The 26,073-nt window shown below is 38.0% G+C and carries 22 protein-coding genes and 1 pseudogene; 15 read left to right on the forward strand and 8 right to left on the reverse strand.

What is annotated here, in order from left to right; all coding sequences use genetic code 11:
• Positions 1-9: 9 nt before the first annotated feature.
• From BM390_RS00460 to BM390_RS00495, 8 genes are all read left to right on the forward strand, one after another.
• Entirely contained in the window at positions 10-1,260 is a 1,251-nt protein-coding gene (locus BM390_RS00460) for an anaerobic sulfatase maturase (protein ID WP_062320133.1), read from the forward strand.
• Positions 1,261-1,797: 537 nt separating this feature from the next.
• Positions 1,798-3,054 (forward strand): M20/M25/M40 family metallo-hydrolase, encoded by a 1,257-nt coding sequence (locus BM390_RS00465; RefSeq protein ID WP_062320135.1) that lies wholly within the window; start codon positions 1,798-1,800, stop codon positions 3,052-3,054.
• Between the two features lie 36 nt (positions 3,055-3,090).
• Positions 3,091-3,882, forward strand: a complete 792-nt coding sequence (locus BM390_RS00470) for a DUF3100 domain-containing protein (protein ID WP_062320137.1) — start codon at positions 3,091-3,093, stop codon at positions 3,880-3,882.
• Complete coding sequence (locus tag BM390_RS00475; RefSeq protein WP_062320139.1) at positions 3,879-4,370, forward strand: hypothetical protein; 492 nt, start codon at positions 3,879-3,881, stop codon at positions 4,368-4,370. The genes BM390_RS00470 and BM390_RS00475 overlap by 4 nt, the downstream gene beginning before the upstream one ends.
• Positions 4,371-4,637: 267 nt before the next feature.
• Positions 4,638-5,336, forward strand: a complete 699-nt coding sequence (locus BM390_RS00480; RefSeq protein ID WP_089852692.1) for a dihydropteridine reductase — start codon at positions 4,638-4,640, stop codon at positions 5,334-5,336.
• Positions 5,337-5,789: 453 nt separating this feature from the next.
• A complete protein-coding gene (locus BM390_RS00485; RefSeq protein WP_089852693.1) occupies positions 5,790-7,721 on the forward strand; it encodes a sensor histidine kinase in 1,932 nt (643 codons plus the stop codon).
• Between the two features lie 4 nt (positions 7,722-7,725).
• Entirely contained in the window at positions 7,726-8,877 is a 1,152-nt protein-coding gene (locus BM390_RS00490; RefSeq protein WP_089852694.1) for a response regulator, read from the forward strand.
• 151 nt (positions 8,878-9,028) lie between these two features.
• The gene (locus tag BM390_RS00495) at positions 9,029-13,690 is read left to right on the forward strand and encodes an InlB B-repeat-containing protein (protein WP_089852695.1); all 4,662 of its coding nucleotides are present in this window, start codon (positions 9,029-9,031) and stop codon (positions 13,688-13,690) included.
• A 516-nt stretch (positions 13,691-14,206) separates the two neighbouring features.
• Here the strand turns inward: BM390_RS00495 and BM390_RS15870 are convergent.
• A pseudogene (locus tag BM390_RS15870) lies at positions 14,207-14,335 on the reverse strand (AAA family ATPase); the annotation flags it as partial.
• A gap of 529 nt (positions 14,336-14,864) precedes the next feature.
• Here BM390_RS15870 and BM390_RS00500 point away from each other — a divergent pair.
• The 6 genes from BM390_RS00500 (at position 14,865) to BM390_RS00525 (ending at position 20,268) form a co-directional block, all read left to right on the forward strand.
• A complete protein-coding gene (locus tag BM390_RS00500) occupies positions 14,865-15,206 on the forward strand; it encodes a hypothetical protein (RefSeq protein WP_062320150.1) in 342 nt (113 codons plus the stop codon).
• A gap of 69 nt (positions 15,207-15,275) precedes the next feature.
• Positions 15,276-16,127, forward strand: coding sequence for an AAA family ATPase (locus BM390_RS00505; RefSeq protein ID WP_186808957.1), 852 nt, complete (start codon positions 15,276-15,278; stop codon positions 16,125-16,127).
• A gap of 1 nt (position 16,128) precedes the next feature.
• Positions 16,129-17,214, forward strand: coding sequence for an McrC family protein (locus tag BM390_RS00510; RefSeq protein ID WP_062320154.1), 1,086 nt, complete (start codon positions 16,129-16,131; stop codon positions 17,212-17,214).
• Positions 17,215-17,434: 220 nt separating this feature from the next.
• On the forward strand, positions 17,435-18,562 hold the full coding sequence (locus tag BM390_RS00515) for an NAD(P) transhydrogenase subunit alpha (protein ID WP_062320155.1): 1,128 nt from the start codon (positions 17,435-17,437) through the stop codon (positions 18,560-18,562).
• Between the two features lie 3 nt (positions 18,563-18,565).
• Positions 18,566-18,871: an NAD(P) transhydrogenase subunit alpha part 2 gene (locus tag BM390_RS00520; protein WP_062320158.1), complete on the forward strand. Its 306-nt coding sequence runs from the start codon at positions 18,566-18,568 to the stop codon at positions 18,869-18,871.
• Entirely contained in the window at positions 18,868-20,268 is a 1,401-nt protein-coding gene (locus BM390_RS00525; protein ID WP_062320160.1) for an NAD(P)(+) transhydrogenase (Re/Si-specific) subunit beta, read from the forward strand. The genes BM390_RS00520 and BM390_RS00525 overlap by 4 nt, the downstream gene beginning before the upstream one ends.
• A gap of 103 nt (positions 20,269-20,371) precedes the next feature.
• On the opposite strand, the gene BM390_RS00530 is transcribed toward BM390_RS00525, so the two are convergent.
• From BM390_RS00530 to BM390_RS00560, 7 genes are all read right to left on the reverse strand, one after another.
• Positions 20,372-21,193, reverse strand: coding sequence for a DUF4097 family beta strand repeat-containing protein (locus tag BM390_RS00530; protein ID WP_177220587.1), 822 nt, complete (start codon positions 21,191-21,193; stop codon positions 20,372-20,374).
• A gap of 5 nt (positions 21,194-21,198) precedes the next feature.
• Positions 21,199-21,765: an HAAS signaling domain-containing protein gene (locus BM390_RS00535; RefSeq protein WP_062320164.1), complete on the reverse strand. Its 567-nt coding sequence runs from the start codon at positions 21,763-21,765 to the stop codon at positions 21,199-21,201.
• 13 nt (positions 21,766-21,778) lie between these two features.
• Positions 21,779-22,414 (reverse strand): response regulator, encoded by a 636-nt coding sequence (locus BM390_RS00540; RefSeq protein ID WP_089852697.1) that lies wholly within the window; start codon positions 22,412-22,414, stop codon positions 21,779-21,781.
• Positions 22,389-23,459 (reverse strand): sensor histidine kinase, encoded by a 1,071-nt coding sequence (locus BM390_RS00545; RefSeq protein WP_062320165.1) that lies wholly within the window; start codon positions 23,457-23,459, stop codon positions 22,389-22,391. The genes BM390_RS00540 and BM390_RS00545 overlap by 26 nt, the downstream gene beginning before the upstream one ends.
• Positions 23,456-24,172: a cell wall-active antibiotics response protein LiaF gene (liaF, locus tag BM390_RS00550; protein WP_062320168.1), complete on the reverse strand. Its 717-nt coding sequence runs from the start codon at positions 24,170-24,172 to the stop codon at positions 23,456-23,458. The genes BM390_RS00545 and liaF overlap by 4 nt, the downstream gene beginning before the upstream one ends.
• A gap of 72 nt (positions 24,173-24,244) precedes the next feature.
• Entirely contained in the window at positions 24,245-24,874 is a 630-nt protein-coding gene (locus tag BM390_RS00555) for a PspA/IM30 family protein (RefSeq protein ID WP_062320170.1), read from the reverse strand.
• A 28-nt stretch (positions 24,875-24,902) separates the two neighbouring features.
• Positions 24,903-25,208, reverse strand: a complete 306-nt coding sequence (locus BM390_RS00560; RefSeq protein ID WP_089852698.1) for a lmo0954 family membrane protein — start codon at positions 25,206-25,208, stop codon at positions 24,903-24,905.
• A gap of 362 nt (positions 25,209-25,570) precedes the next feature.
• Here BM390_RS00560 and BM390_RS00565 point away from each other — a divergent pair, with 362 nt between their 5' ends.
• Positions 25,571-26,071 (forward strand): PTS sugar transporter subunit IIA, encoded by a 501-nt coding sequence (locus BM390_RS00565; RefSeq protein ID WP_062320174.1) that lies wholly within the window; start codon positions 25,571-25,573, stop codon positions 26,069-26,071.
• Positions 26,072-26,073: the final 2 nt, after the last annotated feature.

The raw sequence follows: 26,073 nt of genomic DNA on the forward strand, positions 1-26,073 counted from the left end.
GTGACAGACATGTCTAATCAACCAGCGGTTAAAATCAAACCTAAAATTTCTAGTGTGATGTGGAAAACGGTATCAGAAGCTTGTAACTTAGCCTGTGATTATTGCTACTATAGTACATGTAATGGCCGTCCTGGAAAATTCAATCAAATTGAGGAGCAAACACTCGAAAAATTCATTAAAGAATATATGGAGATGTCTCAAGGACTTGTATCTTTTATTTGGCAAGGAGGAGAACCATTACTTGCCGGGTTAGATTTCTTTGAAAAAGTGGTTTATTATCAAAAGAAGTACAGTACAAAATTTAAACGCGCCAGTAATTCTATTCAAACGAACGGCACATTAATTAATAAATATTGGGCGCAATTCTTTAGTCAACATGGTTTTTTTGTCGGGGTAAGCTTAGATGGTCCGAAAGAAATAAACGATCAAAGACGCGTCACACGTACAGGAAAACCGAGCTTTGATTTAGTCATGCGAGGTATTGAACACCTTCGTAACCATCGTGTTGAATTTAATATTTTGACGGTCATACACGAAACGAATGTGCATCGTGCTAAAGATTTAATGAACTTCTACCAGCAAGAAAACTTTCCGTATGTTCAATTTATTCCTTGTATGGATTTTAAAGCACAACAAGTAGAGCAACCGGGTGTATTTGCGATTACACCAGAAGAATATGGGAGCTTTCTCTGTGAAGCTTTTGATCATTGGTATCATGATGGGCAACCAGTCACGTCTGTTCGCTTCTTTGATAATATGTTGACGGGATATTTAAATCAAACGGCTGAACATTGTATTCATCAAGAAACGTGTCCTAAAGCCCTTGTTTTCGAACAAAATGGTGATGCTTATCCTTGTGATTTTTATATGGATGAAGCTTATCGACTTGGAAATATCACTGTCGATTCCTTCGAAGATATTGCGATGAACCCCAAATTAGACGCATTTGTTAATCAAAAGAAAGATTTACCCGAGACATGCAAATCTTGTGAGTTTCTAAAGCTATGTCAGGGTGGTTGTCCGAGAAATAGACGTAATAGCGCTAGTGAAAACGAACAAAGTAAAACGTATTTCTGTCATAGTTATAAACGAATTTATCGTTATGCGCACAACCGAATGAAGCTATTAGCTGATAAAATTAAACAAGATAAATTGAAGACGCTTATTAAGGCGGGTTATCCTTTACCAAAAGACAGCGACATGTGTATGTGTGGAAGTAATACCACTTTCGCCTCTTGTTGTAAGAGGTTAATGATCTAAACAGCTAGTTAAGAAAACTTATGCTGTAGATGATTGGAATCGCGAACTTGAAACGGTCCCTCATGGAATAGTATTTCATTATAGAAGTGAAGAACGAACAAAAAATAGGGCACTAACAAGAGCATGGATCGAAAGACAAATCCATGCTCTTTTAAGATATAGGTATTAAAAAAGAATATTAGAAGTGAATATATAAAAACAACACATTATTTGACAAAATAAAATTGACAATTAAAGTTATATAAACGAATAAATAAACTCATATTAATAATAATGTTCGTTTATTGTGTTTTTACTGAAAATTCATTATTTTTTTGTAATCATTGGTAAAATAGAGTGGGTGGATAGGGTAATGAATATATATATGCTTAAAATGCTGTGTTTATAAGGTTTTTATGAAGTGGGTACACATGTGTGTAAAATTATTCAACTGAATAAACGAAAAAGTTTTCTTAAATGTATTGACGTCAAATAACGAACGATGGTATAACTAGTACTATTAGTTTTAACATTCGGATATGACAAGAAGGAGGACATATGACTATTAATGAACAGTACGAGAAAATAAAAACACTCGCAGACCAGATTTATGCAAATCCAGAATTGGGTTATAAAGAAACAAAGACAAAACAGACGATTGTTGAGTATTTAAAAAATGTTCATCCGGAAATTCAGATCGAAGAATTCAGTACAACAGGCTTTAAAACAACGCTAGGTGAGAAGAAGCCAGTACATATCGCTTTTATTGCTGAATTAGACGCGGTATATGCTCCGTCACATTTTAAAGCAGATCCTACGAACGGGGCGGCACATAATTGTGGGCATTATACACAAGTGGCGATTGCGCTAGCCTTATACGAACAGCTATATGCAACGAAAGCTTACGAAGCGTTTGATTTTCAACTGTCCTTTATTTTTGTTCCAGCGGAAGAATATCTTGATTTACCTTACCGGGAACAATTAGTAAAAGAAGGGATCATCACACATTATGGTGGTAAACCAGAAGCGATGAAGTTAGGTGTGTTTGATGATATTGATCTTGGTATCTGTGTTCATGCGATTGGTGGAGAGTTCGATGAACGTACGATTGAAATTAACTGTGATTTAGCTGGGTTCCTTTATAAGAAATATCATTTTAAAGGTAAAGCCTCACACGCTGGCTTTGATCCGTTTTCTTCTGTTAATGCTTACAGCATGTCAACACTCTTTAATACAGCCATTGGCTTATCAAGACAACAGTTAGATGAGAAACAAATGGTGCGAATAAATCCGATTGTGATGCAGTCAGATATGTCGACCAATGTCATTCCTAATCATATTACCGTTGGAACAGATTTACGTACGCAATCTGTTGACTACATGCAGGAGGTCGCCATTCGCTTAGACCAAGCGGCTACCGGTTCAGCACAAGCTTTAATGGGAGAAGTCGATGTTGAAACACAAATGGGTTATTTACCGTTCCAACAAAGTCGCTACCTCTCAACTTTTGTCGCCTCAGCATTCAACAAAGATGAGCGCATCAAGTCGATGCTTAATAACCAAGCCATTAGCGCAGCGGGTGATATCGGGGATTTATCTTATATGATGCCATGTATTCAAATAGGTTACAGTGGGTTCACGGGTACGATTCACGGTGATGATTTTATTGATGTTGACCCAGAATTTATTTATACTGTTTTTCCTTCATTTCTACAAAGTGTTCTTAAAGAAATGGTCGGTCAAATAGATCAAGATAAATTGTATAAAAAAAGTTATCAAGACTATTTAAAGGTGTTAGACACACTCGCAAAATAGAAAAAATATGAGAGAGATTTAAGGGGGAGAATGAGTATGAAGCGTGATTTTGGCTTTTTAATTATCTTTGCGGTAGTCATTATTTTTGCAGCGGAGTGGATTGGTTTTCAAAGTATCACCATTGGCTCCATTACCATTACGTTGTTGCCACTTGTCTTTGCAATTTTATTAACAATGGTATTAGGGATGAGTGTTTTTAGAAAGGGTATCATGAAGAAAGTATACAGTAAAGCAAACATTGGGTTTGCGAGTCAATATTTGATCTTCATTATGCTGCCACTTATGGCAAGATACGGTGCTGACGTTGCCCCGCGAATAAAAGACATTCTTCAAGTCGGTTGGGTGTTTATTATTCAAGATTTAGGTAACTTAGGAACGGTCCTTATTGGACTACCGATTGCTGTTTTGCTTGGTTTACGCCGAGAAGCGATCGGGGCGACACTCGGTATTGGTCGTGAAGGTGAACTTGCCTATATTTCTGAAAAATACACCCTTGAATCAAAAGAAGGGCGAGGCGTGCTGTCACTCTATATTATTGGTACACTGTTTGGTGCCCTCTTCTTTAGCGTGTTTGCACCCATCTTACTCGATTTAGGCTTTCGTCCAGAAGCGCTAGCAATGGCATCAGGTGTTGGTTCAAGTAGTATGATGACAGGGGCATCTTCAACACTAGTTGCTCGTTTACCTGAGATGGAAGAAACGATTCTATCTTATGCTGCGGCTAGTCAGCTTTTAACGAGTTTCTTAGGTACCTTTACGATGATCTTTTTAGCTGTACCATTACAGAAGTTCATGTATAAATTATTAGTGCGAGGTGATGAAGCATGACAAAAACAACAGGACTGAATCAATATGTTAAATATGGTCTTATTCTACTTTTAAGTATTTCGCTCATTCTTTTAACGCAAGGGATTAAGCTACTTAAGTATGGTGGAGGCGCACCAATTGACGGCATGGCGATCATGGGTCTATTAACGTTATGGCTATTTTCGATGATTGGTATTATGATTACTGATGTGATTAAAAAAGCGGATATCCCTGTGTTGCGTAGTTTTCCTATCTTAGGCTGGGTGTCGATTACGTCACTTGTGATGTGCTTAATCTTTGACTTTTTTGTCACAGCCATTCAAGCGGTTGACTTTTTATCTATTACGACACCGATTCTTACTTTTGCGGGTATTTCTGTTGCGGACCGGTTAGTTGACTTAAGAAAAACGTCATGGAAGGTTGCGATTGTCGCGGTCTTTGTCTTTATGGGAACGTACTTAGCGAGTGCATTACTGGCTCAATTTGGTTTGATGATTTCAGGTAATTAATTTTACTAATTACTGATTATCGTTAAATAGGATGCCTGACTAACAAGCATTAAATAAAAGATTAGAAGGTTCTTTGTGATATCAAAGGACCTTCTAGTCTTTTTAAATAGTTCCTATGAAGTTATTGAGCTAATAGAGCTTCTTTATCATGTTTCGATACGATTTAAAGATAAACATTTAAAAACGAGAGATTTTCTATTGAGAATAATTCTCATTTGTAGTATGTTAAATAGTAACAACACGTAAACAGATGAAGGAGAATGAGGCATGCAAATCTATTGGACTAAGATAAATAAAATTAAAGAAGAGGCATCTGAAGTAAATACGTATTTACTAGATTGCCCGAAAGACTTTGAATGGGAAGAAGGCGCTCATACACATTTAGCTATGAAGGGCTTTAACGCAGGAGATAAGCCTAATCGAAGTCTTGTTCGTCATATGTCTATTTCGACGTTACCATATGAAGGTTCTATCGGTATTACAACACGTATCAAAGAACAATGCTCTGAATATAAATCGATTTTAGGACATCTGAAAGTTGGAGATGAGGTGGCCTTATTTAAGACAGGTTCTAACGTTACGCTTAAAAGAGAAAATAAACCGATTTATTTACTGTCATCTGGTGTAGGTCTTGCTACTTTCAGACCGCTTGTACTTGACTATCTGAAGTGTACTGATAATATTACTCATCTTCACTCGCTTAATATTGAGTCATCAAAACAATATTTATTTACGGATGTGTTTAAAACGGCAGTGGATAAACAATTTAAGGCGCAGTTTGTTGGTCGTCGTCAAGACTACTACGAAGAAGTGAATAATCTTACAGAAAATAAAGAGGGTCTCTTTTATATTGTCGGTAGCGATGACTTTCTTAAACAAAACATTGATATTTTGCTTGAAGAAGGTATCAGTACCGATCAGATCGTGCTCGATAAACATCCGCAGCAACTGTCTGCATTTATTTAAATGAATAGTGATAAAGTAAAGCCTGCCTGCTGATTTTTCAATGAAGCAGGTAGACTTATTTAGATAAAAATTCAAATGCTGATACAGGAATATATAATTTCGCGCAATAAATATATGTCAATAACCCGTGCCTTGAGTCAACGATTGCTGGCTAATGATGTCTATGTACAATTAGTTTCTAGTGCTTATTTTGAATTATCACTTTATGTTATGATAAAGTCATCCAACATATTAAGATATTGATATACTAGAAAAAAACGTGAAGGGCATTCAAATTTTATCTATTGATGGAACACAGAAAAAGACAATATTTAATAGAATAGCTATTGGGCCGCCTATCAGGTCTTCAGTAGAGTCTTGAAGAGTTCTCTTCAATGAAAATTCACAAAGGTATAGAATGGTGCTTATTTGATTTTTGGCTTGTTAAAACTATTAGAAAAGAGTCGTTGCATATTGGAGCGAAAAAAATATATTTATGTCTGTGTGTTTATTGTTATCTTAATTTCATTAGGATTTATCTACTATAGCGTATTACATCAACCGAATATAGTGAATGAAGGTCAATTGTCACTAGAGGGGACAGATTTTCGAAATAGTGGGATGATTGAATTGAACGGTGAATGGGAGTTTTTCTGGGAAGAGATATTATTTCCAAAAGACTTTCCAAGTGATAAAACACCAGTTTTTATGAATGTACCTGGGAGTTGGTATACAGATATTGAAGGGAATCATTATCAAAATAAAGGATTTGCAACATATCGTATGGTGATTGAAGATATACCAAATGACATGTTTTTTGGACTCAAAAAATCAAATATCCGGAATGCGAGTGCAATTTTTATTAATGGGAAGAAATATTTAGAAGATGGTCGAGTTTCGACTACGCTATCTGAGAGTGTTCCCGGCAATAATCCTGAAATGATGTACTTTGAGCTGACGAGCGATACAGTTGAGATTATTATTCATGTGTCAAACCATGAATATATTGTAGGCGGCATATCAAAGCCACTGTTATTTGGTTTACAGCAACCGCTGTTAACTCACCAATATCAATCGATAACGTTTGAATTTGCGATAATCTTAGTTGTGTTTATCGTTGGCATTTTTTATACTATATTATTTTTTACAAGTAAGTATTATCGCATGATGGAACCAGCTACGTTAATGTTGGCTTTGAGCTGTTTATGTTTCGGAGTTATGGCGAGTATGTACAGCGAGCGCATCTTAACGATTATCTTTCCTGATCTTACACTAACCGCTACTTTTAGAATCGGACATTTACTGAATGCGCTGACTGTGATTTTTGTATTACATACTGTCTATCGTATCAATGATAAGTTTTTAAGTAAGCGCCTAACATGGTTCCTTACTTCGATGTTTAGTATTTTCATTCTGTTTGTATTAATATTTCCACTTGAGATATATTTGAGCACGTTAACTTTTTATATGTGTTTTGCCGTAGCCCTCTTTTTATTGATTTGGTTAAGACTTGTAGTACTGCTCTTTAAAAGTAGAGATAAGAATAATGATTTAACTGAACACAGCTTATTAAGTGTTGCAATCTTTAGTGTTTTTCTGTTTTGGGTGGATGTTCTTTTATATAGCACGGGGATTACTTCTAATATGTCTATTGCGTTTTTTAATATGGCGGTTTTCAGTATCTCACTTGCAGCTTTACTCATTTATCGCTATACCTTGTATTATAAAAAAAGCGAAGAACTTTCGAATGAATTGCTTGAAACATTAGAAGTTGTGACCGAGAAAACTAATTTAGTCAAAGAGAATGAAATAGCTTTTTTACAAGCACAAATTAAACCGCACTTCCTTTTTAATGCGTTAAATGTTATCTCATCAATTATTCTTACGAACCAAGACAAAGCTTATGAATTGGTGTTATCATTAAGTGATTATTTACGCGCTAAATTTGATTTCTATAACAAAGAAAAGTGGATTAGTATCCATGAAGAAATAGAATTAATAGAGTCTTACGTTATAATCGAAAAAGCGAGGTTTGAAGAGCGTCTGTCTATGTTTATTAACATACCTGAGCAAGTTGACTTTATGGTTCCACCATTATTAATACAACCCCTTGTAGAAAATGCGATACGTCACGGTGTTAATAAGAAAAAAGCAGGGGGTGTGGTCTCATTATCAATTAACTGCACAGGTGAGGGACATATACTTAAAGTGAAAGATAATGGTGTAGGCATGTCAAAAGAAACAGTAGCGCTCATTTTATCCAGTAATCAAACAGCCAGTAATGGAATTGGGCTAATGAATGTTCAAATGCGTATGCAACAACTATTTGGATATGGTATGGAGATTCAGAGTGAAGTAGGTAAAGGAACGACTATTATCATTCATATACCGAACCAGAAAGGGTGATACAATGAAGTTATTACTATTAGATGACGAACGTATGGCTATAGAACATATGAAATATTTATTAAATAAAAGTGAAGTAATTAAGTCTGTTTCTATGACCTCATTTTTATCACCGACTGATGCGTTGAAGTGGATGGAGGACAACATAGTAGACGTAATCTTTATTGATATTGAAATGCCTGAGATGGATGGTTTAGTTGTTGCGAATAAAATGAAGGATATTCAGCCGAATCTTGAAATAGTATTTGTGACCGCTTTTCAAGAGTATGCAGTAGAAGCGTTTGAATTGCATGCGCTAGATTATTTGTTGAAACCTGTACGTTTACAAAGAATGGATCAGACGTTATTACGAATAGAGAGGCGTTTGCAAGAAAAAGTTAATGAACAAATAACCCTATCTTCAACACAATCTATACATTTGTTGGGAAAAGTATCGATTGAATCGAGCGGTCAGCCGATTGATTTTAAATGGCGAAAAGGCAGAGTGAAAGAGTTATTTTTATTATTACTCCACTCCCGTCATAGAGCGATGTCTAAATTTGATATCATTGATTATATTTGGTCGGATTTATCAGATAAAAAAGCTTCAACACAACTCCATATGACCATCTATCGTCTGCGACAAATTATTAACACGTTCAATCTCGATTTGTCGATAGAATTTCAAGATGAGGCTTATCAAATGCTGTTGGGAAAAACAGCCACTGTAGATGTTGATCGATGGCTTGATCACATTAATCACTACCCAACGATTCACTCTGATAATCTAGATCATGCTATTGACGCGCTATCTTTAGTTAAGGGTGATTATATGCAGAACTTGGAGTATAGTTGGGCTCAGAATGAACAAGTCTATTTAAAAAACAGCTATCTTAAGAGGCTCATCGATATTGCGAGTTTTTTGATTGAAAACAAAAAAGAAGAAGAAGCAATAAATTACTTTGAAAAAGTAATTTTTGAAGATCCTTACAACGATGTCGCAAAAGAGCGCCTACTTCGATTGTATGAGAAAAATAAACAGGGTCAAGAATTAAAACGATTTACTAAATACTTAGTAACGGTTTATACCCAGGATCAAGAACATGAACAAATCAAAGAGTTAAATGATATGTATCAACGAATTTTAACAAATATGAAAGATAAGTATGCCGATTAATTATCGAGCATGCTTTTTTTTATAAGATCGATACTTCCTATACCTTTCGTTATGTTAAGTCTATGTTAAGTGTTAAGAGCTATAATAGTGGGTGAATATTTCCGAAAAAATAGTAACATAGGTGTATTTTATAACAAAACGGAGGGATTTTATGAAGAAGAAACAAAGACAACAATGGGAAAAATGGATTAGCTTATGGATGGTAGTAGCGCTCTTATTATCGATCGTACCAATGCCAGCTAATCAAGTGGAAGCAGCATCGACAGAGCCCATTACAATCGCTCAAGGCGATAATACAATAGGAGTAACTAACACATTTGATGCACAGTATTGGAATATTGGGTATGATGCTACTTTAGCATCGAATCGCATTCAATTAACACCTGCTGAAGGGGGTAAAAAAGGATTTGCTTATTTTAAGGATAGTATTCGTTTAAGTAACGATCTATCTTTTAACGCAAAGTATACAGTAAATATCTCTGATTCTGATTATGCCGGCGCCGATGGCATTGCTTTTGTGATACAGAGTAATAGTAATACGGCCGGGGCTGAAGGAGAAGGGATTGGCTATAGCGGGATTACGCCAAGTGTGGTAGTAGAAATTGATACGTATAAAAATACGGCGGATGCCAACGGTAGTCAGATTGCGATTATGAAAAATGGGGACTATCAAACGCATTTAGCCGCTAAAAATCTTCCTACTATTGATCAAGATACTAACTTTTATTCGGTGTGGGTAGATTATTCTGGTGATAATATGAAAGTTTATTTTGCAAAAGATAATGAAGGAAAGACACCTAAGCCATCAGTAGCGGATCTTGATTATAATATTAGTCTGCAAGAAATCTTTGGTGATACACAAGACGTGTTTGTTGGTTTTTCATCAGCAACAGGCGGCTCTTACTCTAAACATGAGTTATTAAGTGTATTCTTTGATAGTGTATACACGTCAACAGGTATTACAGAAAATGGACAATATACACAAGCTCCTAAACCAGATGCACCTGCAAATATAAATGTAGAAAAAGCGGAAGGTCAACCTATTACGGTTACACCTGAGGCAGGGAAGAACTATGTCTTTTACGAAAATTCAACAGATGTTAAGCCAATTAGTTCGGGAACAGACTTTATTATTGATGCGAGTATGAATGAAGATGGTAAAGTCTATAACTATACGTTGATTGAAAATGGTGTGCAAAGTGAACGTGCCCAGATTACTGTAGATGTTATACCAGAGCAATTATCAATCAAGTTAAATGAAAAAACAAATCAAGATCGTCAATTTTCATTTGAAGATTTAGCTGTTACAGGATCGGGTATTAAATCAATCTTAATCAGTTTTAATCAATCGGTTACTTTAGGTGATAAAATTATCTTACCATCCTCATCTTCAGGTTTTACTGTATCAACTAGTTCCGCAAGCAATGACTACACAAAACGAATTAATCTATCTGATAGTGTGACGACAAGTGACGTACAGGACTATTTAAGAAATGTCAGTTACGAGTTAGGCAGTAGTGAACAATCGGTTCAAGTTGTTGTGACGTCAGAAGATATTCAATATGATACGTATTATAGTATTGATACAGAACATTATTATCAGTACGTGACGGAAAAGGTATCATGGACAGAAGCTTATCAACAAGCAAAAAATATGGAATATATGGGGCGTACAGGTTACTTGGCTACCATTATGAGTAAAGATGAAGATGTCTTTGTTAATTCTTTATCTGGTGGACAAGTTGGTTGGCTAGGTGGTGCGATACTAAAACCAACGTCTGAGAAGGTGAATGCGTCAGGCGGAACAGATGGCAAGCTTTTATATTATGATGGTTTTGATACAAACCAAACAACGGATGGCTGGTACTGGATGAACGGGCCAGAAATTGGGACGAAGTTTTATACGAGTACAGGTACAAGGGATACAAGTAATAATATTGTCTTTACGATTGATGAATTAGATCAACAGTCACGACTATCTTACTTTAATTGGGGTGAAAGGTCCGTTGTATCATCTGATGATGATCGCGAACCGAATACGCAAATTGGACCAAGTGAAGAAAGTGTTTCGGGAACAAGTATTCCTGCAAATAAAAAAGAAGTCGTTCTTTCCACACTTAGTGATCCTAGTTTAAAACGTGTCAGTCGACAAGAAACAGACTTTTGGTGGAATGACCGGCCAAATAATCCGACAGGTAGTGCAACTTGGGATGCTACAGGCTACTTTGTTGAATTTGGTGATTTGCTAGTTGGTCATAATGAAGGTACAGTTATCACAACTTTCGCAGATGATACAGCAGAATTAACTATATCAAAACCTGCCGCTCCAAGTCCGATTTCTATTACAAAAGATATCGATCAAGAATATATCGTAACACCAGCACTTGGAAGTGTGTATTATTTTTATGAGAATGAAACGGCTATGATGCCGATAGATACTGGTACATCATTTACGGTTCCTGCAGAGATGAATACGCATGAGAAGCGCTATTATTATGCAGTTAGAGAAAATGGTGTGGAAAGTGACAGAGCATATATCGAAGTCTTGATTGCAGATAATAGCAGCCATTACGCGAAAGTGAACAATGGAATAGGAAGTGGCGAATATCAAGCTGGAGAAATAGTGACGATTGAAGCAGCCACAGCTCCCGAGGGCAAACAGTTCAAAGGTTGGGAAGTAACGAGTGGAAATGTCACTCTGGCTGACGCAACAGAAGTAGAAACAAACTTTGTCATGCCGGGAGAAACAGTAGAGATAACGGCAATATACCAAGCGATTCCGACGTATGAAGTGACAATCACAAATGGAACGGGAAGCGGCGAATATCAAGCCGGAGAAACAGTGACGATTGAAGCAGCCACATCTCCCGAGGGCAAACAGTTCAAAGGTTGGGAAGTAACGAGTGGAGATGTCACTCTGGCTGACGCAACAGAAGTAGAAACAAACTTTGTCATGCCGGGAGAAACAGTAGAGATAACGGCAATATACGAAGCGATTCCGACGTATGAAGTGACAATCACAAGTGGAACGGGAAGCGGCGAATATCAAGCCGGAGAAACAGTGACGATTGAAGCAGCCACAGCTCCCGAGGGCAAACAGTTCAAAGGTTGGGAAGTAACGAGTGGAGATGTCACTCTAGCTGACGCAACAGAAGTAGAAACAAGCTTTGTCATGCCGGGAGAAACAGTAGAGATAACGGCAATATACGAAGCGATTCCGACGTATGAAGTGACAATCACAAGTGGAACGGGAAGCGGCGAATACCGAGCCGGAGAAACAGTGATGATTGAAGCAAACACTCCTAATGCCGTACAAAAATTCGTGAGGTGGAATACATTCACAAGTAAAGTGAATGTGACTGATCCTTTAAAGAGTCAAACAACGTTTGTCATGCCGGCAAACGATGTGCAAATTCAAGCGGTGTATGAGGATTTATCAGATGAAGAGATTAAAAAGCAGCTTCAAGAGGCTGCAAATGATTTAACGATTTCAAAAGCCTTTACTTTTAGTGAGGATGATACATGGGAAAGTGTCACATTAGAATTCTTAATGCTAACAGAGGGAATCAACAACACAACCATTAATTGGGTTTCAAGTAAAACAAATGTTATTTCAATTGACGGCAGTATAGCTTCTACCAATCGACAAGAAGATGATGAGTCCGTCATATTAACAGCAACAATTTTAAAAGCAGGACAGTCAATCCAGAAGACATTCTTACTCATTGTGAAAAGCGATCAAATAGATAATAAAGTCTATGAGGTCGAGAGACGTCCAGCGGATGTACAAATGAATACAAGCCAACAGGCACATGATTTAATCCAACGTATTAGTTTATATAATAATAAAGATGAACTCATTAACAAAATTGATAAGATCATAATTAATGATGATTTAGTTGGACTGGATACCCCTAATCTTTTTTCTGTCTATTTATCAGATGATTTGACTAACTTGGCAGATGAGTTAGCTATTGAAATCACAAATAGCGCCCTTAAAAAAATGACGGGCAATTTAGAAGTTAAAACAGATCAAGCAATTATTCAAATAAATGAGGAAGAATTAATACGATTAAACGAAAGTGTGCTTGATTTATTCTTCCGTATTGTTCCTGTTCGCGATGTTGAATCTAAAAAAGCTATTCAAACTAGAATGGAAGCAGATATCCTGTACCAAGAGTTTATCCAATCATTTTCTCCAGATGCTCAAGCTAAAATCGTTGGAACACCTAAAGAGATTGAAACAAATTACTCAGGTTATCAAACAACCGTGACATTGCCATTGGATGAATTTTATGCGTCACTAACTAACTTAAACAATCTTCGTGTTTATATTGAGCATAGTGATGGAACAATAAACATTCAAGCAGGTCAAATTATTTATGACCAAGGTAATCCTATAGGTTTCCAGTTTACTATCGACAAATTTAGTACATTCACATTGTTCGAAGTTGAAATGCAATCAGAAACTAATCCTGATCCGGAGGATAAACCAGACCAAGATAATGGTAATTCTAATGATTTAGAAGGAGAAATACCTATAGATGAGGATAAAAATGAGGATAATCAATTCAACGATGATGATCAAGAACTGAGCAATACAAATAGTAGTGACGACCAGACAAATACTGATACAACTGATGATGAAGATTATATGAATGACTCTGACACAGATAAGACGATTAATGAATCAGAATTGCCAAATACCGCATCAATAATGTTTACGAATATGTTAATAGGTATGATGCTTATGGTGAGTGGCTTTGTTTTGGCTCTTATTTACAGAAAAAAATATGTAAATCATCAAGAATAGTTCATAACTAAAAAGAAATAAAGTGCATCTATATCCCCTGAAATTTGGTTGTAAGTCAGTCATATTTTTAGGGGATTCTTATGCTTGTATAATATTTGGTGTTGGTGAAGGGGTTTTTAGTGTGGCAGAGATTGCTCACTAAAATAACTCACTAGCACCTTTCTTCTGGTTAAATGTAGAAAATAAGTGGGCTTCCCTGTAGAATTGAAGTCGACTAAAACTAATCCTTAGGAGGGGACTCACGTCTCTATATCTCACACTATTAGAATCACCTTTGATATTCAAGATGAAAAGATTATTTTTGAAGAGGATTGTGACCGCGCGGGCACAAAGAATGGCCATACCTGCACATTTATGGAAGGCGCACTAACGTATACCCCGACGCACTGTGATTGCTGTCACGTTGAAAATAAAGACTATACCATTATTAAAAATGGCACGAAGAAGTTGACGATTGTTATCTTGAATATTGCGGACAAAAGAGCCGGTCGGTGGCCAGTGTCGTGTTTTAACATTTTAGTAACTTCTTTTCAATCCGTATCGTTCACGTATAGAGATTTCGCCATCAATAATGATGTTATATGAATTATAGACAATTCGATCAAGTATGGCATCCGCAACGAGCGCTTCGCCTAACTTGTCATACTATCTTTCAGGCTAAGGGCAATTCATCAATAATCAATAAATCAATCCCTTTATACTTTTTGATTAAGCGACGAAAGCTACCATCTGCTTCTGTCACCATCAAAAAAACCAACTGTAATAATGTCGTACCGTTAGGTACGCAAGCTCATTATACAGAAGATTTTGTCATATTAAGAATGAGGCGTGGAAGTAAACCAATTTTTGTATGTAAATTCTCCTCACTCTTTTTTGCCTAATCATGAAGCAAATCTAATCTTATCGCAGATTATTCATACTCGAAAGAATTTTTCGACAGTTAATGGGATTTTAGAATAATAAATGATTTTTATAACCAGGCATTTAGGAGACCAGTAAGAAGTAATAAGAGAATTTTCTATGTGTTTAATACCCTCTTTTATAATGTTAGGGTATTAATGATGCATTAAATGATTGTGCTAGTTTATACTTGGACAAGAAAAGGGTATCTATTGAATATATATAACGTCTTAGACATGACACTGTTTAAATTCGTTAGAGAGGAGTCACGCTGATGGATAAAAAAACTATAAGTGAACAATTGATACCAGATCACTATGCAAATGAGGATGTATTTACTAAAGAGGAGTGGCTTGAATTATTAAAAGATTGGTCAATTGTTAAAGAAAAAGATCTTCTAATGTTAAAACAAATGTATGAGTTCGGCGGGTCTGCAACCGCAACAGAGTTATCTAAAGTTTTAGGACGACATTATACACATTACACCGCTTTAGTTATTGCGCTTGCAAAAAGAATCTATCAAGTTACATCAATAGATCCATTCATTGGAACTGATGGAAAAGTAGCTTATTGGCGTGTGTTTTTCAATGGATATAAAGAAAATAATAATCACTAAAAGTGGGTTCTGAAAGAAGCGCTGAATGAAGCAATCGGTGACTATCTGTTACTAGCGGCTAATAAAAGTGTGCCTCCGTATGCAAAGGAAGATTTTTTAACAGATATCTTTATTGATGAAAGTCAATATGATACTTTAGTAGGGCTCTTGCATCATAAAAAGAACCTGATATTGCAAGGCCCTCCTGGTGTGGGCAAAACTTTTATTGCAAAAAGACTTGCCTATAGTTTAATTGGTGAACAAAATCCGAGCCGTGTAGAAATCATCCAATTTCATCAGAACTATGCCTATGAAGATTTCGTGATGGGTTTCAGACCAATGGAAGGTGAAGGATTTACGCTTGAGTTTGGTGTGTTTTATGAATTTTGCATCAAAGCGATGCAAGACCAGGAACATGATTACTATTTTATTATTGATGAAATCAATCGAGGGAATCTCTCGAAGATTTTTGGTGAGTTATTTATGTTGATTGAAGGTGACAAGCGCGGCGATAATGTTACGATGGGCTATTCTAAGGAGACTTTTACGGTACCTAAAAATGTGTATCTAATTGGGACAATGAATACAGCTGATCGTTCACTCGCCCAATTAGAGGTTGCTTTACGGCGGCGCTTTTCTTTTTACACGCTAACACCGAGTTACAATGAGAAATGGAAAAAACACTTAAAAGTTCAAGGCGTGACCGCTCCCTTAATCGAAAAGATTCTATCTATCATAAATCTGATCAATGAAGAGATACAAAATGATTTTCAACTAGGTAGAGGTTATGCTATTGGTCATTCGTTCTTTACAACCAAACCAGAAGGTATGGAAGAAAATCAGTGGTTCCAACAGGTTATGACTTATGAAATTCAACCATTACTTGAAGAGTATTACTTTGACCGTCCCGAAGTTGCTCTTTCATTAATGGCAGGATTTTAATATGTCAGCAACTTATAAAGTTCCTATCAGAAATATTTTTTGTATGCTGAGTTATGTCACTGATTTCCCTGAATTTATCGATCAACTCAGTGAAGTCAATGAGGATTTAATCACGTATGATTTCTTAGCCAGTCGATTTATCTATGAGTGCGAGCAATTAATTAAACGTGGTGTAATAAAAGACTACATCGTACAAATTGAACAAACAAATATCATGACAGGTAAAATGATTATGCATGAATCTTTACCCTACCTTGCTAGAAAACGTCTGATAGTTGTCTGTCAAACCGATGATTATTCTAGCAATGTATCGTTGAATCAAATCGTTGTGGCAACGTTACAATCCGTATACAAAAATCAACAGGTGACAGAAAGAATAAGAAGAAAGAGTTTTATGGTGAGAGAAAAGTTACCCTATGTTGACGTTATTCCATTAACCGACAAACTATTTTCACAGATTCATTGGACAAGAGAAACAGCGCATTATAAGCAGGCGGTTCAGTTAGCGCATTTACTATATGCTATACGGCTACTCTCTCACCAAGAAGGGGATTGGCGTCTATTTTCAGTTGAATTATCTGATAAGGCATTGGAAAAGTTATTTGAAAAGTTCCTGCTTTCTTTTTATCAAAAGGAACAGAGTGAGTATGTTGTGAAAGCAGAGAATTTACAATGGAAACTAAAAGGGAATCAGGCGCTCCTACCAAAGATGAAAACAGATATATCATTTATGAATAAGAGAGATAAAAAATGTATCGTGATGGATGCAAAATTTTACCGAGATATGTTTCAACATAATTTTGAAAAACAGAGTTTCCATAGCCATAACCTTTATCAAATTTTTACTTATCTTATGCATCAACCAGAGAGTGAAAGTTTAAGAGGAATCTTAATTTATCCAGAGTATTTATATGGAAAAATCGATGAAAGTTATAGGTGGGATGAACAAACAACAATCGAGATATATAGTCTTAATCTCAATCAGCCTTTTAGAAAAATAAAAGATAGGTTGCTTCTAATATTAGAAGCAACAAGCTGTTCAAAAAATATGAAGCTTGTAAAAAAATCAAAATATAACACGAAATGAAGCACCTTCTCCAATTTAGGAGCGGTGTATTTTTCTGAAAAGATTACTTTCGTAAAATTTGCTCATTTGTTCACATTTTATTGTCGATAGTACATTGACATCCCTTCATGGCAGTGTTAAATTACATTTAATTGACTGAAAATTCTGCATGTTTTTTACTTAAAGGTATAAAAAGTAGAGGAAGAGTCAACAGAACAATCACTAGAAAGGAACAGAGCCCATGAAAATTGTTGCGTTAAAAGAAAGTCATGAACCACGCGTGGCCTTAGTACCTGATGCGGTAAAGAAATTGTGTCAGCTTGAAGGGATTGAGGTGGCAGTAGAAAGTCAGCTATCACCTATGATCACTGACCAAGCTTACGAAGAAGCAGGTGCTGAAGTCGTAGAAAGTAGACAGGACTTGTTAGCATCTGCTGATATCAACGTATCAGTTAATGCCCCATTAATCGAAGATATTAAACAAATGAAAAAAGGATCGTTATGTATTAGCTTTTTAGATCCGTATAACGACACAGAACGTATTAAAACATTACAAGCGAGTGGCGTGAATGCGATCAGTATGGAGATGTTACCACGAACAACACTCGCACAGAAGATGGATGCGATTAGTTCACAAGCATCCCTTGCGGGATACGTCGCGGTTGTTTTGGGTGCGAATAAGTTAGACCGCATCTTCCCCATGATGATGACCCCGTCTGGTACGATTCCGCCGGCCAAAGTGTTTGTGATTGGCGCAGGTGTTGCTGGTCTTCAAGCCATTGCGACGGCAAAACGTCTGGGCGCGCGTGTTGAGGCATTTGACACAAGACCGGTCGTTGAAGAACAAGTCACGTCACTTGGCGCGAAGTTTGTCAAAGTCGATTTAGGTGAAACCGGTCAAAATAAAGACGGTTATGCTAACGCCTTAACTGATGAACAACTTAAAATTCAACAACAAGCCATGGCTAAAAGCTGTGTGAATGCGGATTTAGTGATTACCACCGCTAAACTCTTCGGTAGAAAAGCACCGGTCATTGTAACGGACGATATTTTAAAAGACATGCGTGACGGCGCGGTTATTATCGACTTAGCTGCCGGTTGTGGGGGAAATGTGGAAGGTACTGTTGTCGATGAAACCGTGAACGTTCACGGCGTTAACATTGTTGGGATTGACAACTTACCAGGTGAAGTCGCGTATGATGCTTCTAGTATGTATGCGAGTAACTTGTATCACTTAATCTCACACTTCTATGACCAAGAAACGCACACCATGTCACTCGATCAGTCAGATGAAATTATGAATGGCTGTCTCGTTGTGAGAGACGCTCAAGTAGTAAACGAACGACTAAAAGAAATTTATGGAGGGTAACTAATGGGTATGATGCTCGTGTTTGTCTTAATATTAGCTTCTTTTTTAGGGTTTGAACTTATTTCTAAAGTACCAGCACAACTACATACACCACTGATGTCAGGTTCTAATGCGATCTCAGGCATCACGATTGTCGGTGCCATTCTTAGTCTTTCTGGTGCCTTTGTTGTTGATAGTGATGCGATGACGATTATCTTAGGGACGTTATCGGTATTTTTTGCGACAATCAATGTGGTCGGTGGTTATATGGTAACGGACCGGATGTTGTCGATGTTTAATACAGGTAAGAAGGAGGACCAAGTCTCATGAATGACACGGTGATTAATGGATTATATATTGTCTCAGCCATTTTCTTCGTCTTCGGATTAAAGATGTTAGGAAAAGCTGACCAAGCAAGAAAAGGAAACCTCATCTCAGCTGTTGGTATGCTCATTGCGATTGTAACAGCACTCGTCAGTCAAAGTGTTTTAGAGTGGCAATGGATTGCGATTGGTATGATTGCCGGTTCGATCGTTGGAGCAATGGCTGCAAGGCTTGTGGCGATGACAGCCATGCCAGAGATGGTCGCCTTATTTAATGGTTTTGGTGGGGCGGCCAGTTTACTTGTTGGTTGGTCAGAATATCATCGTTATACGGTCACCTATACGTATATGGATGCGAATGCCTTGTCTTTACTTATTATTATTCTCACCATTGTGATCGGTGGAGCAACCTTTACCGGGTCACTTGTCGCCTGGGGTAAGTTATCAGAAAAGCTGCCAAGTAAAGCGATTCAATACCCTGGTCAACAGTTTGTTAATGTTCTACTCGTAGCCTTACTCATCGGTTCAGCGGCTTTATTTGGTCCTCTACGTGAATCATTGAGCATAGATAGTTATCTCTTAGTCATTGCGACGATTCTTGTGGCTTGTATTTTAGGGATTACCTTTGTTATTCCTATTGGCGGTGGCGATATGCCGGTTGTTATTTCACTTCTTAACTCGTTTAGTGGAATGGCAGCGTGTGCGGCTGGTTTTGTCATCTCAAATAACGTCTTAATCGTCGCGGGAGCGCTCGTTGGTTCAAGTGGCATCATTCTAACGAATATTATGTGTAAATCGATGAACCGTAAATTAACGAATGTGCTCTTCAGTGGCTTTGGTGCAAGTACAGCGAGTGCTGGTGCTGGCTTCCAAGGTGAAGCGAAGCCGGTGTCTGTTGAAGATGCTTACCTTATGCTTGAAGCGGCAAGTAATGTATTAGTCGTTCCTGGCTATGGTATGGCCGTAGCCCAAGCACAACACGCCATTCAAGAACTAGCGGATCAATTAGAAGCAAACGGAACGGAAGTGAATTTTGCCGTCCACCCGGTTGCTGGTCGGATGCCAGGACATATGAACGTGTTACTCGCAGAAGCAAATGTGCCCTATGAGCAGTTAAAAGAAATGGATGATGTTAATCCAAACATCGAAAATGTTGATATTGCGATTGTCATTGGGGCCAATGACGTGGTCAATCCAGCGGCTCGAACGGATGAAACGTCACCGATTTATGGCATGCCAGTGATTGATGTCGACAAAGCCCGAACGGTCATTGTGATGAAACGTTCCATGAAGCCTGGCTTTGCCGGGATTGATAATCCGCTCTTCTTTAATGACAATACCCGCATGTTGTTTGGCGATGCGAAGAAGTCAACGCAAGGCCTGGTGGCTGAATTCAAAGGATAACTAGTTGATATGCTTTTCATCTAGCGTACATTAGTCGTCTATCGATGTATATGTATATAACAAAGCGCGCTTTCTGTTTAATCAGAAGGCGCGCTTTTTAACATTAATCATATTGAAGTGTGAGGCTACCTAAGTCAACAGATGCTTCTATCCTCGGACCATTTGTGCCGGTACGACGTTGCCACGCTTGGGTTGTGTCAACATCGGCGTTGTCAAAGCCCTTCGTTTGAATATTGCCTAAATCAACCTCAAGTGCGATGGAATAAGCTTCAGGTAGTGCTTTGGTTGTTATATTAATCGCACCGAGCGCAACTTCAGCGATAATGTCTTTTTCAAAGCTTTGTAGCTGAAGGTCGATTTCACCGACATCTGTTTCAGCATGCCATTCACCCGTCCCATCAGCGACAGAGATTTGCCCTATGTTTATTTCAACAAAAGCTGTCTCTGTTTGGGTGTCAGACGCATTGACTGCTCCGACATGGTTTTTAGCGGTAAGTCTATCGACTTGAACGCCGTGTATCTCGATTTCACCAACCGCAAGCTTCATATCAAGTTGGTTATATACCTCATCTGGTAGAGCGATGATTACTTCTGATCTGTTACTACCGAAGAGATTGAAGTGGCTTAAGTTAAACGCCTGATCTTGCTCAAGTAAAATGGTTAACTGTTCTGATTCTAACTGGACAGATAAGTCCGATCTATCTCTTTCACTGACAAAAATATGAATATCATCATCTGAACTCGGTTCAATCACAAGGGAGCCGACACTGGCTTCAATATATATATCAGAGACCCTCTCACTTATCGTCTCACTTTCAATCATCGCTCTGTCATGATCTGAGTCTGTTAAAGGTGCGCCAAAGAAAAATAATCCAATGATCCCTAACACTATGAAAAGTATGCCTAAACGCAGCGTTGTTTTCAACATCCTCACCCCTTTACCCAGTCTGATAAGACTTGACTATATTTTTTAATCAACATGACCGTGCCTTTTGATAAGAGATACCATAAACTTAAGGCAACGAGCGTTGTACCAATGATCACGAGTAACCAAGATAGTTCGGTTAGTAAAAGTGCTGGTGTGCGCCATAATAATGAGAAGGCCCAAATAACAGGACTTAGAAAGCCTGTCGCAATTAGTGCCCAACCACCGATTAGCACGCCCAAAAAGCCAAAAACAGGTCCGACGATAAAGAGAATGTTAACGATAAGAACGACGAGTAACCGACCTAGGTGAGTAGTCTTTGGTTCTGATTGGTACGAATAAAGTGGGTCTTGTTCAGACTCGTTCACGGGTGGACTTTCCGTTATCGTCGTATATTGACTGGCGACTTCATCCGGTGGTCCAAGCTCTAAAATGAGTGTCTGTTCGTCTTTTCCATCAATTGCCCCAATGTTAAATTGGTCGTCAATATCGGCTAAAATCCGTTGTTTTTCCGCTACCGGTAAGGAGCGGAGGTGATAAGTAAGTTCTTTTACATAGCTTCTTTTATCCATTTTATCTCCCCCTCTATGACTTTGTCAGATGATGTTCATGGGCGTAGATAGCAGCCTGGGTCCGGTCGTTGACCATCAGTTTACTCAAAATATTACTGACGTGTACTTTGGTCGTTTTTAAGGCGATAAAAAGCGTATCAGCGATCTCTTGATTCGTCTTACCAGCGGCAATGAGTTGTAACACGTCCATTTCACGCGCCGTCAGAGTCTCATGGAGCGAGACATCTTGTGCCCCTCGCATACGGGCAAGGACCTTACTCGTCACTTCGCTTTCAAAGATAGATTCCCCAGAATACGTCCGACGGATCGCTTCGGCCATATCACTCGCTTTTGTTGTTTTTAGGACGTAGCTCGTCGCCCCTGCTTCTAATGCTGGATAAACTTTATCGTCATCAATGAAACTCGTCATCATTAACACTTTTGCTTCTGGCCATGCGTGAATAATTTGACGTGTCGCTTCAATGCCGTCCATCTGATCCATGACAATATCCATAAGTATAATATCGGGTTTTAAATCTATGGCCTTTGTGATGGCCTCTTTACCACTATCAGCTTCACCGATGACATCGATATCAGGCTGAGTAGAAAGATAGGTTCTGACGCCGAGGCGAACCATTTCATGGTCATCGACTAATAATACTGTAATCATTGTTTTTCACCTGCTCCTTAATAATGGGCACGAAACAATCGAGTTTGGTTCCTTCACCGGGAATACTCACGATGCGTAAGGTGCCTCCAATTTCTGCTGCGCGTTCATTCATATTACTTAAGCCGTATGAACTGAACGGTTGGTCTGTCACTTCAAATCCAATCCCATCATCGACAACGGTAAGAATTACCTTTTCTTCTCGTTCGATTAAGGAAATATCAAGGGTGTCAGCTTTCGCGTGACGTAAGGTATTTGATACCGATTCTTGTAAAATCCGAAACAGATGATCTTCAATCCCCTTTGGTAGATCGACAGCTTCAATCTGCCAGGTAATCTTCATGGGAACTTTGGCAACGAGGTCTTTGAGTAAAGCGTCAATACCATCTTTTAAACTGTTGTCTTTTAGTGCCACTGGACGTAAATGAAGCAGTAACGCGCGCATTTCTAGTTGCGCTTGTTGAATCATCTGTTCGACTTGTTCAATTGGTGTTTGAATCTGTGTCTGTTGTGTCTCGGGCATTTCATTAATGGCTGAGACGAGCATCGATGCGGCGAATAATTCTTGACTCACAGAATCATGAAGTTCACGGGCTAAACGGTTTCGTTCAGCAGTAATGCGCTTTTCAATCGCTTCTTCTTGGTCTTCCACGCGTTGACTAATAAGATCTTGTGAACGTTTCGTTTGTTCTTGCAGTTGCTTATGAATTTTTGTTAAAGATTGGATAAGTTGTTTTCTTATCTGTGAGTCTTTACTTGTCTGCTTCACGTTCGGGATTCGTCCTGCTTCCAGGTCCTTTAATGCTTGTGTAAAGCTCTGCCACTCAGAATAATAGCTAAAGGTATGAATGAGGCCTCTGACTGTGCCAAACCCAGCGGTGACAGTAAGTACGAGTACAGGGAATGGCAATGGTCCAAGTGCACGTGTGAAGAAAACGTCCCAATCAGTCACGGGGAAATGGATGAGAAAGAGACCAAGTAGTACCGCCGCAAATAAAAGTGCGCTCGCGATAGATTTCCCTACAGCTTTTAAAGAATAAACAATCATCCGCGTCTCACCTCAATCTCACCAAACAAAAGTGTGGTGTGTAACTTCACCCGTTTTGTAGCGGTGTGATAGTTAGGGGTCATAATATGAAGGTTTTTATTTGTCATCCGCGCATCTTGATAGCCTAATAAGTTAACTTTTCCAGCCAGGATCGAATGATTAAGACTCACTTCTACGTCATAAGGCACGATAATGACTAATTTACCAATCCATTGATGGACCGTTACCACTGGTTCACCTTTAGGTAGAATAGTCGCGGTAAGGTCAATAATCGTTTCACCGATCACGGATTGAATGTTGATATCTTTAAATGGATAGCCTGTAGGTGGTGTCGTTTGTTTACCAAACCACTTATTTACCATTAAGACCGGTTCATGTTTGACATCAGCGTCGTCTTGAAATTGTGGTTGAATATACGTTGGCGCTTGTTTTTGTTGGTAAGTCCGGTAACCCCAGAGCACTAAAAGAAGAAAGAGACCAAATTTAAACAAGGTCGTGTTAAGCAGTGTGATACTGATGATGACAATGCCTACCCAAAACCCCGCCCTTCCTTCTGGTCGGTAATAATGTTGCCAAGCGATATAGGTAATAACAGCACCAATAATAAGCCAGATAAACGTGCTTGTTTGAATAAAAATCAGTTCAAATAAGAAAAATAGAAATAAAAAAAGAATGAGATAACGCACAATGTGGTCGTGATCATGTTTAAACATAATAGTCCCCTTTTCATCTACAATAAGTAGGAAGGTGCGTAAGCACCCTACTACTTATAAGAATAACTGAACTTAATGAGGAATTGAATCCTTTTCTTCTAATTCAGCAAATCGGGCATCTAATGTCTGTTGACGGTGTTGAGTTTTTGTCTTATTTTCTAAGCGTTCGATATAAGCTTCGACATCTTTAAAGGTCACTTGGCTTTTTTCGAGTTGATCCGGATTTAAGACATGGTTCAGACCATGGTGGACGCGTGCTAAGTTCTCACGTCCGCGTAGTTCTAACCGTTTCACATATAAATCTTTTAGTTGATGCTGCATTTTTTCATATTTTAATTCAATGTCAGCGATATGTGTTGTCGCTTGGTCATACATACTTTTCAGTTGTTCGGCACGTGCTTGATATGTTTCTACATCAGCCTGTGCTTCTTCTTGTAAGTCAAGACGGTCATGTGCTTCGGCTAAAGCGACTTGTTGGGTGCGTTTTTCGACCATTTGTTTTGCTTTATGCCATTCTTTCTGATATTCCCGTTGGATGTGGTACTGTTTTTCAATAAGGCTTTTTAGTTTTTTTACTTCATCTTCACATTTACGAATATATTGATTGAGATGTGTCATTGGATGTTTTTCCTCTTTTTGATCAAGCATGTGATGAATATCGGCCGTAATCGTATCCTTTAAGCGGGTAAAGATGTTTGTCATAGTAATCGCTCCTCAGTTAATTTTTTTTTTACATTTGCCAATCATAAGGGTCAGCTTCAACTTTCGGTTTTTTCCAAGCTTTCATTGTGTAATACAATAGAATGACAGCGCCGAGTCCGATGATTGCTGGACTGTTAGATAGTGAGAGTGATAATCCGATTAAAGCTACTATCCCAAAACCGATTCTTTCTAGCGCTGTGTCAGCTAAGAAAAAACCACGAATGCCGTAATAAAGTATCGCGAGTGTTAAGGCAAAACCGATTAATGGACCAAGTGTAGCTAAAATAATGATCCCGGTAATAAAGGTGAAAATAATCAACATAATTGAACGCATCAAGCACGCCCTCCTTTCTATAACTCAAGTTTACTGGAGTCCGCGTCATTCGGTAATGGGCGCTAGTGGTATCTTTTACTAAGACTTGAGGCGTATATAACAAGCGTCTTACGAACAGATGACTGGGTTATTTAGTATTGTGAATGTCAGTTGCAATTAACATAGACCTTGGCTTATCTGTGAAAACGATTCATAAAAAAATGAAAAATATATTTGAAAGGGCTTGCAATTATATTCGTCATCAGTTACAATCAATTTAAATTAAACGTGTGACTATTAAATTAGGCGCGAGTCAGAGTGAAGTTTTACTTTACCTGACTTGCGCCTTTTTTGTTGTCTAAATTATTTTGGGAGTGATTAATATGATAAGGAAATTATTTAAAAGAGATAACAAGACTATTAAAATAAAAAGTCCTGTAACTGGAATGTTAATGCCTATTGAGGAAGTAAAGGATGAGACATTTGCATCGAAGACACTAGGAGAAGGTGTTGCTATTATTCCCGGTCGTGGTTCGATAAGTGCTCCTTTTGATGGTAAAGTTCTAATGATAGCGCAAACAAAACACGCCATTGGATTGGAATCTGAAGATGGTATTCAAGTAATCATTCATATTGGTATTGATACAGTAAAAAGGGGAGGAGAGGGGTTTAGTGTTGAAATTAATAAAGATACTAAGCATGTGAAAAAGGGACAGTTATTAGTATCTTTTGATAATGAGAGAATGATTAAGGAAGGAGTAGATACCACTGTTTTATTAATTATGACAGAAGTAAATGGGCACATATTATCACAACTATTAACGAAGGGAGAAGTGAGTGAGGGTGAAAGTAATGTATCTGAATATATCAAAAAGAAGGTGTAAAA

The organism is Halolactibacillus miurensis, from assembly GCF_900116255.1.
In the GTDB taxonomy this organism is placed as follows: domain Bacteria; phylum Bacillota; class Bacilli; order Bacillales; family Amphibacillaceae; genus Halolactibacillus; species Halolactibacillus miurensis.

Coding starts and splice junctions, on each gene's coding strand:
- BM390_RS00470 (WP_062320137.1), top strand. CDS start 3,091: ATGAAGCGTGATTTTGGCTTTTTAATTATCTTTGCGGTAGTCATTATT.
- BM390_RS00525 (WP_062320160.1), top strand. CDS start 18,868: ATGAATGACACGGTGATTAATGGATTATATATTGTCTCAGCCATTTTC.
- liaF (WP_062320168.1), bottom strand. CDS start 24,172: ATGTTTAAACATGATCACGACCACATTGTGCGTTATCTCATTCTTTTT.
- BM390_RS00515 (WP_062320155.1), top strand. CDS start 17,435: ATGAAAATTGTTGCGTTAAAAGAAAGTCATGAACCACGCGTGGCCTTA.
- BM390_RS00475 (WP_062320139.1), top strand. CDS start 3,879: ATGACAAAAACAACAGGACTGAATCAATATGTTAAATATGGTCTTATT.
- BM390_RS00555 (WP_062320170.1), bottom strand. CDS start 24,874: ATGACAAACATCTTTACCCGCTTAAAGGATACGATTACGGCCGATATT.
- BM390_RS00510 (WP_062320154.1), top strand. CDS start 16,129: ATGTCAGCAACTTATAAAGTTCCTATCAGAAATATTTTTTGTATGCTG.
- BM390_RS00540 (WP_089852697.1), bottom strand. CDS start 22,414: ATGATTACAGTATTATTAGTCGATGACCATGAAATGGTTCGCCTCGGC.
- BM390_RS00500 (WP_062320150.1), top strand. CDS start 14,865: ATGGATAAAAAAACTATAAGTGAACAATTGATACCAGATCACTATGCA.
- BM390_RS00490 (WP_089852694.1), top strand. CDS start 7,726: ATGAAGTTATTACTATTAGATGACGAACGTATGGCTATAGAACATATG.
- BM390_RS00520 (WP_062320158.1), top strand. CDS start 18,566: ATGGGTATGATGCTCGTGTTTGTCTTAATATTAGCTTCTTTTTTAGGG.
- BM390_RS00535 (WP_062320164.1), bottom strand. CDS start 21,765: ATGGATAAAAGAAGCTATGTAAAAGAACTTACTTATCACCTCCGCTCC.
- BM390_RS00465 (WP_062320135.1), top strand. CDS start 1,798: ATGACTATTAATGAACAGTACGAGAAAATAAAAACACTCGCAGACCAG.
- BM390_RS00545 (WP_062320165.1), bottom strand. CDS start 23,459: ATGATTGTTTATTCTTTAAAAGCTGTAGGGAAATCTATCGCGAGCGCA.
- BM390_RS00560 (WP_089852698.1), bottom strand. CDS start 25,208: ATGCGTTCAATTATGTTGATTATTTTCACCTTTATTACCGGGATCATT.
- BM390_RS00460 (WP_062320133.1), top strand. CDS start 10: ATGTCTAATCAACCAGCGGTTAAAATCAAACCTAAAATTTCTAGTGTG.
- BM390_RS00565 (WP_062320174.1), top strand. CDS start 25,571: ATGATAAGGAAATTATTTAAAAGAGATAACAAGACTATTAAAATAAAA.
- BM390_RS00480 (WP_089852692.1), top strand. CDS start 4,638: ATGCAAATCTATTGGACTAAGATAAATAAAATTAAAGAAGAGGCATCT.
- BM390_RS00495 (WP_089852695.1), top strand. CDS start 9,029: ATGAAGAAGAAACAAAGACAACAATGGGAAAAATGGATTAGCTTATGG.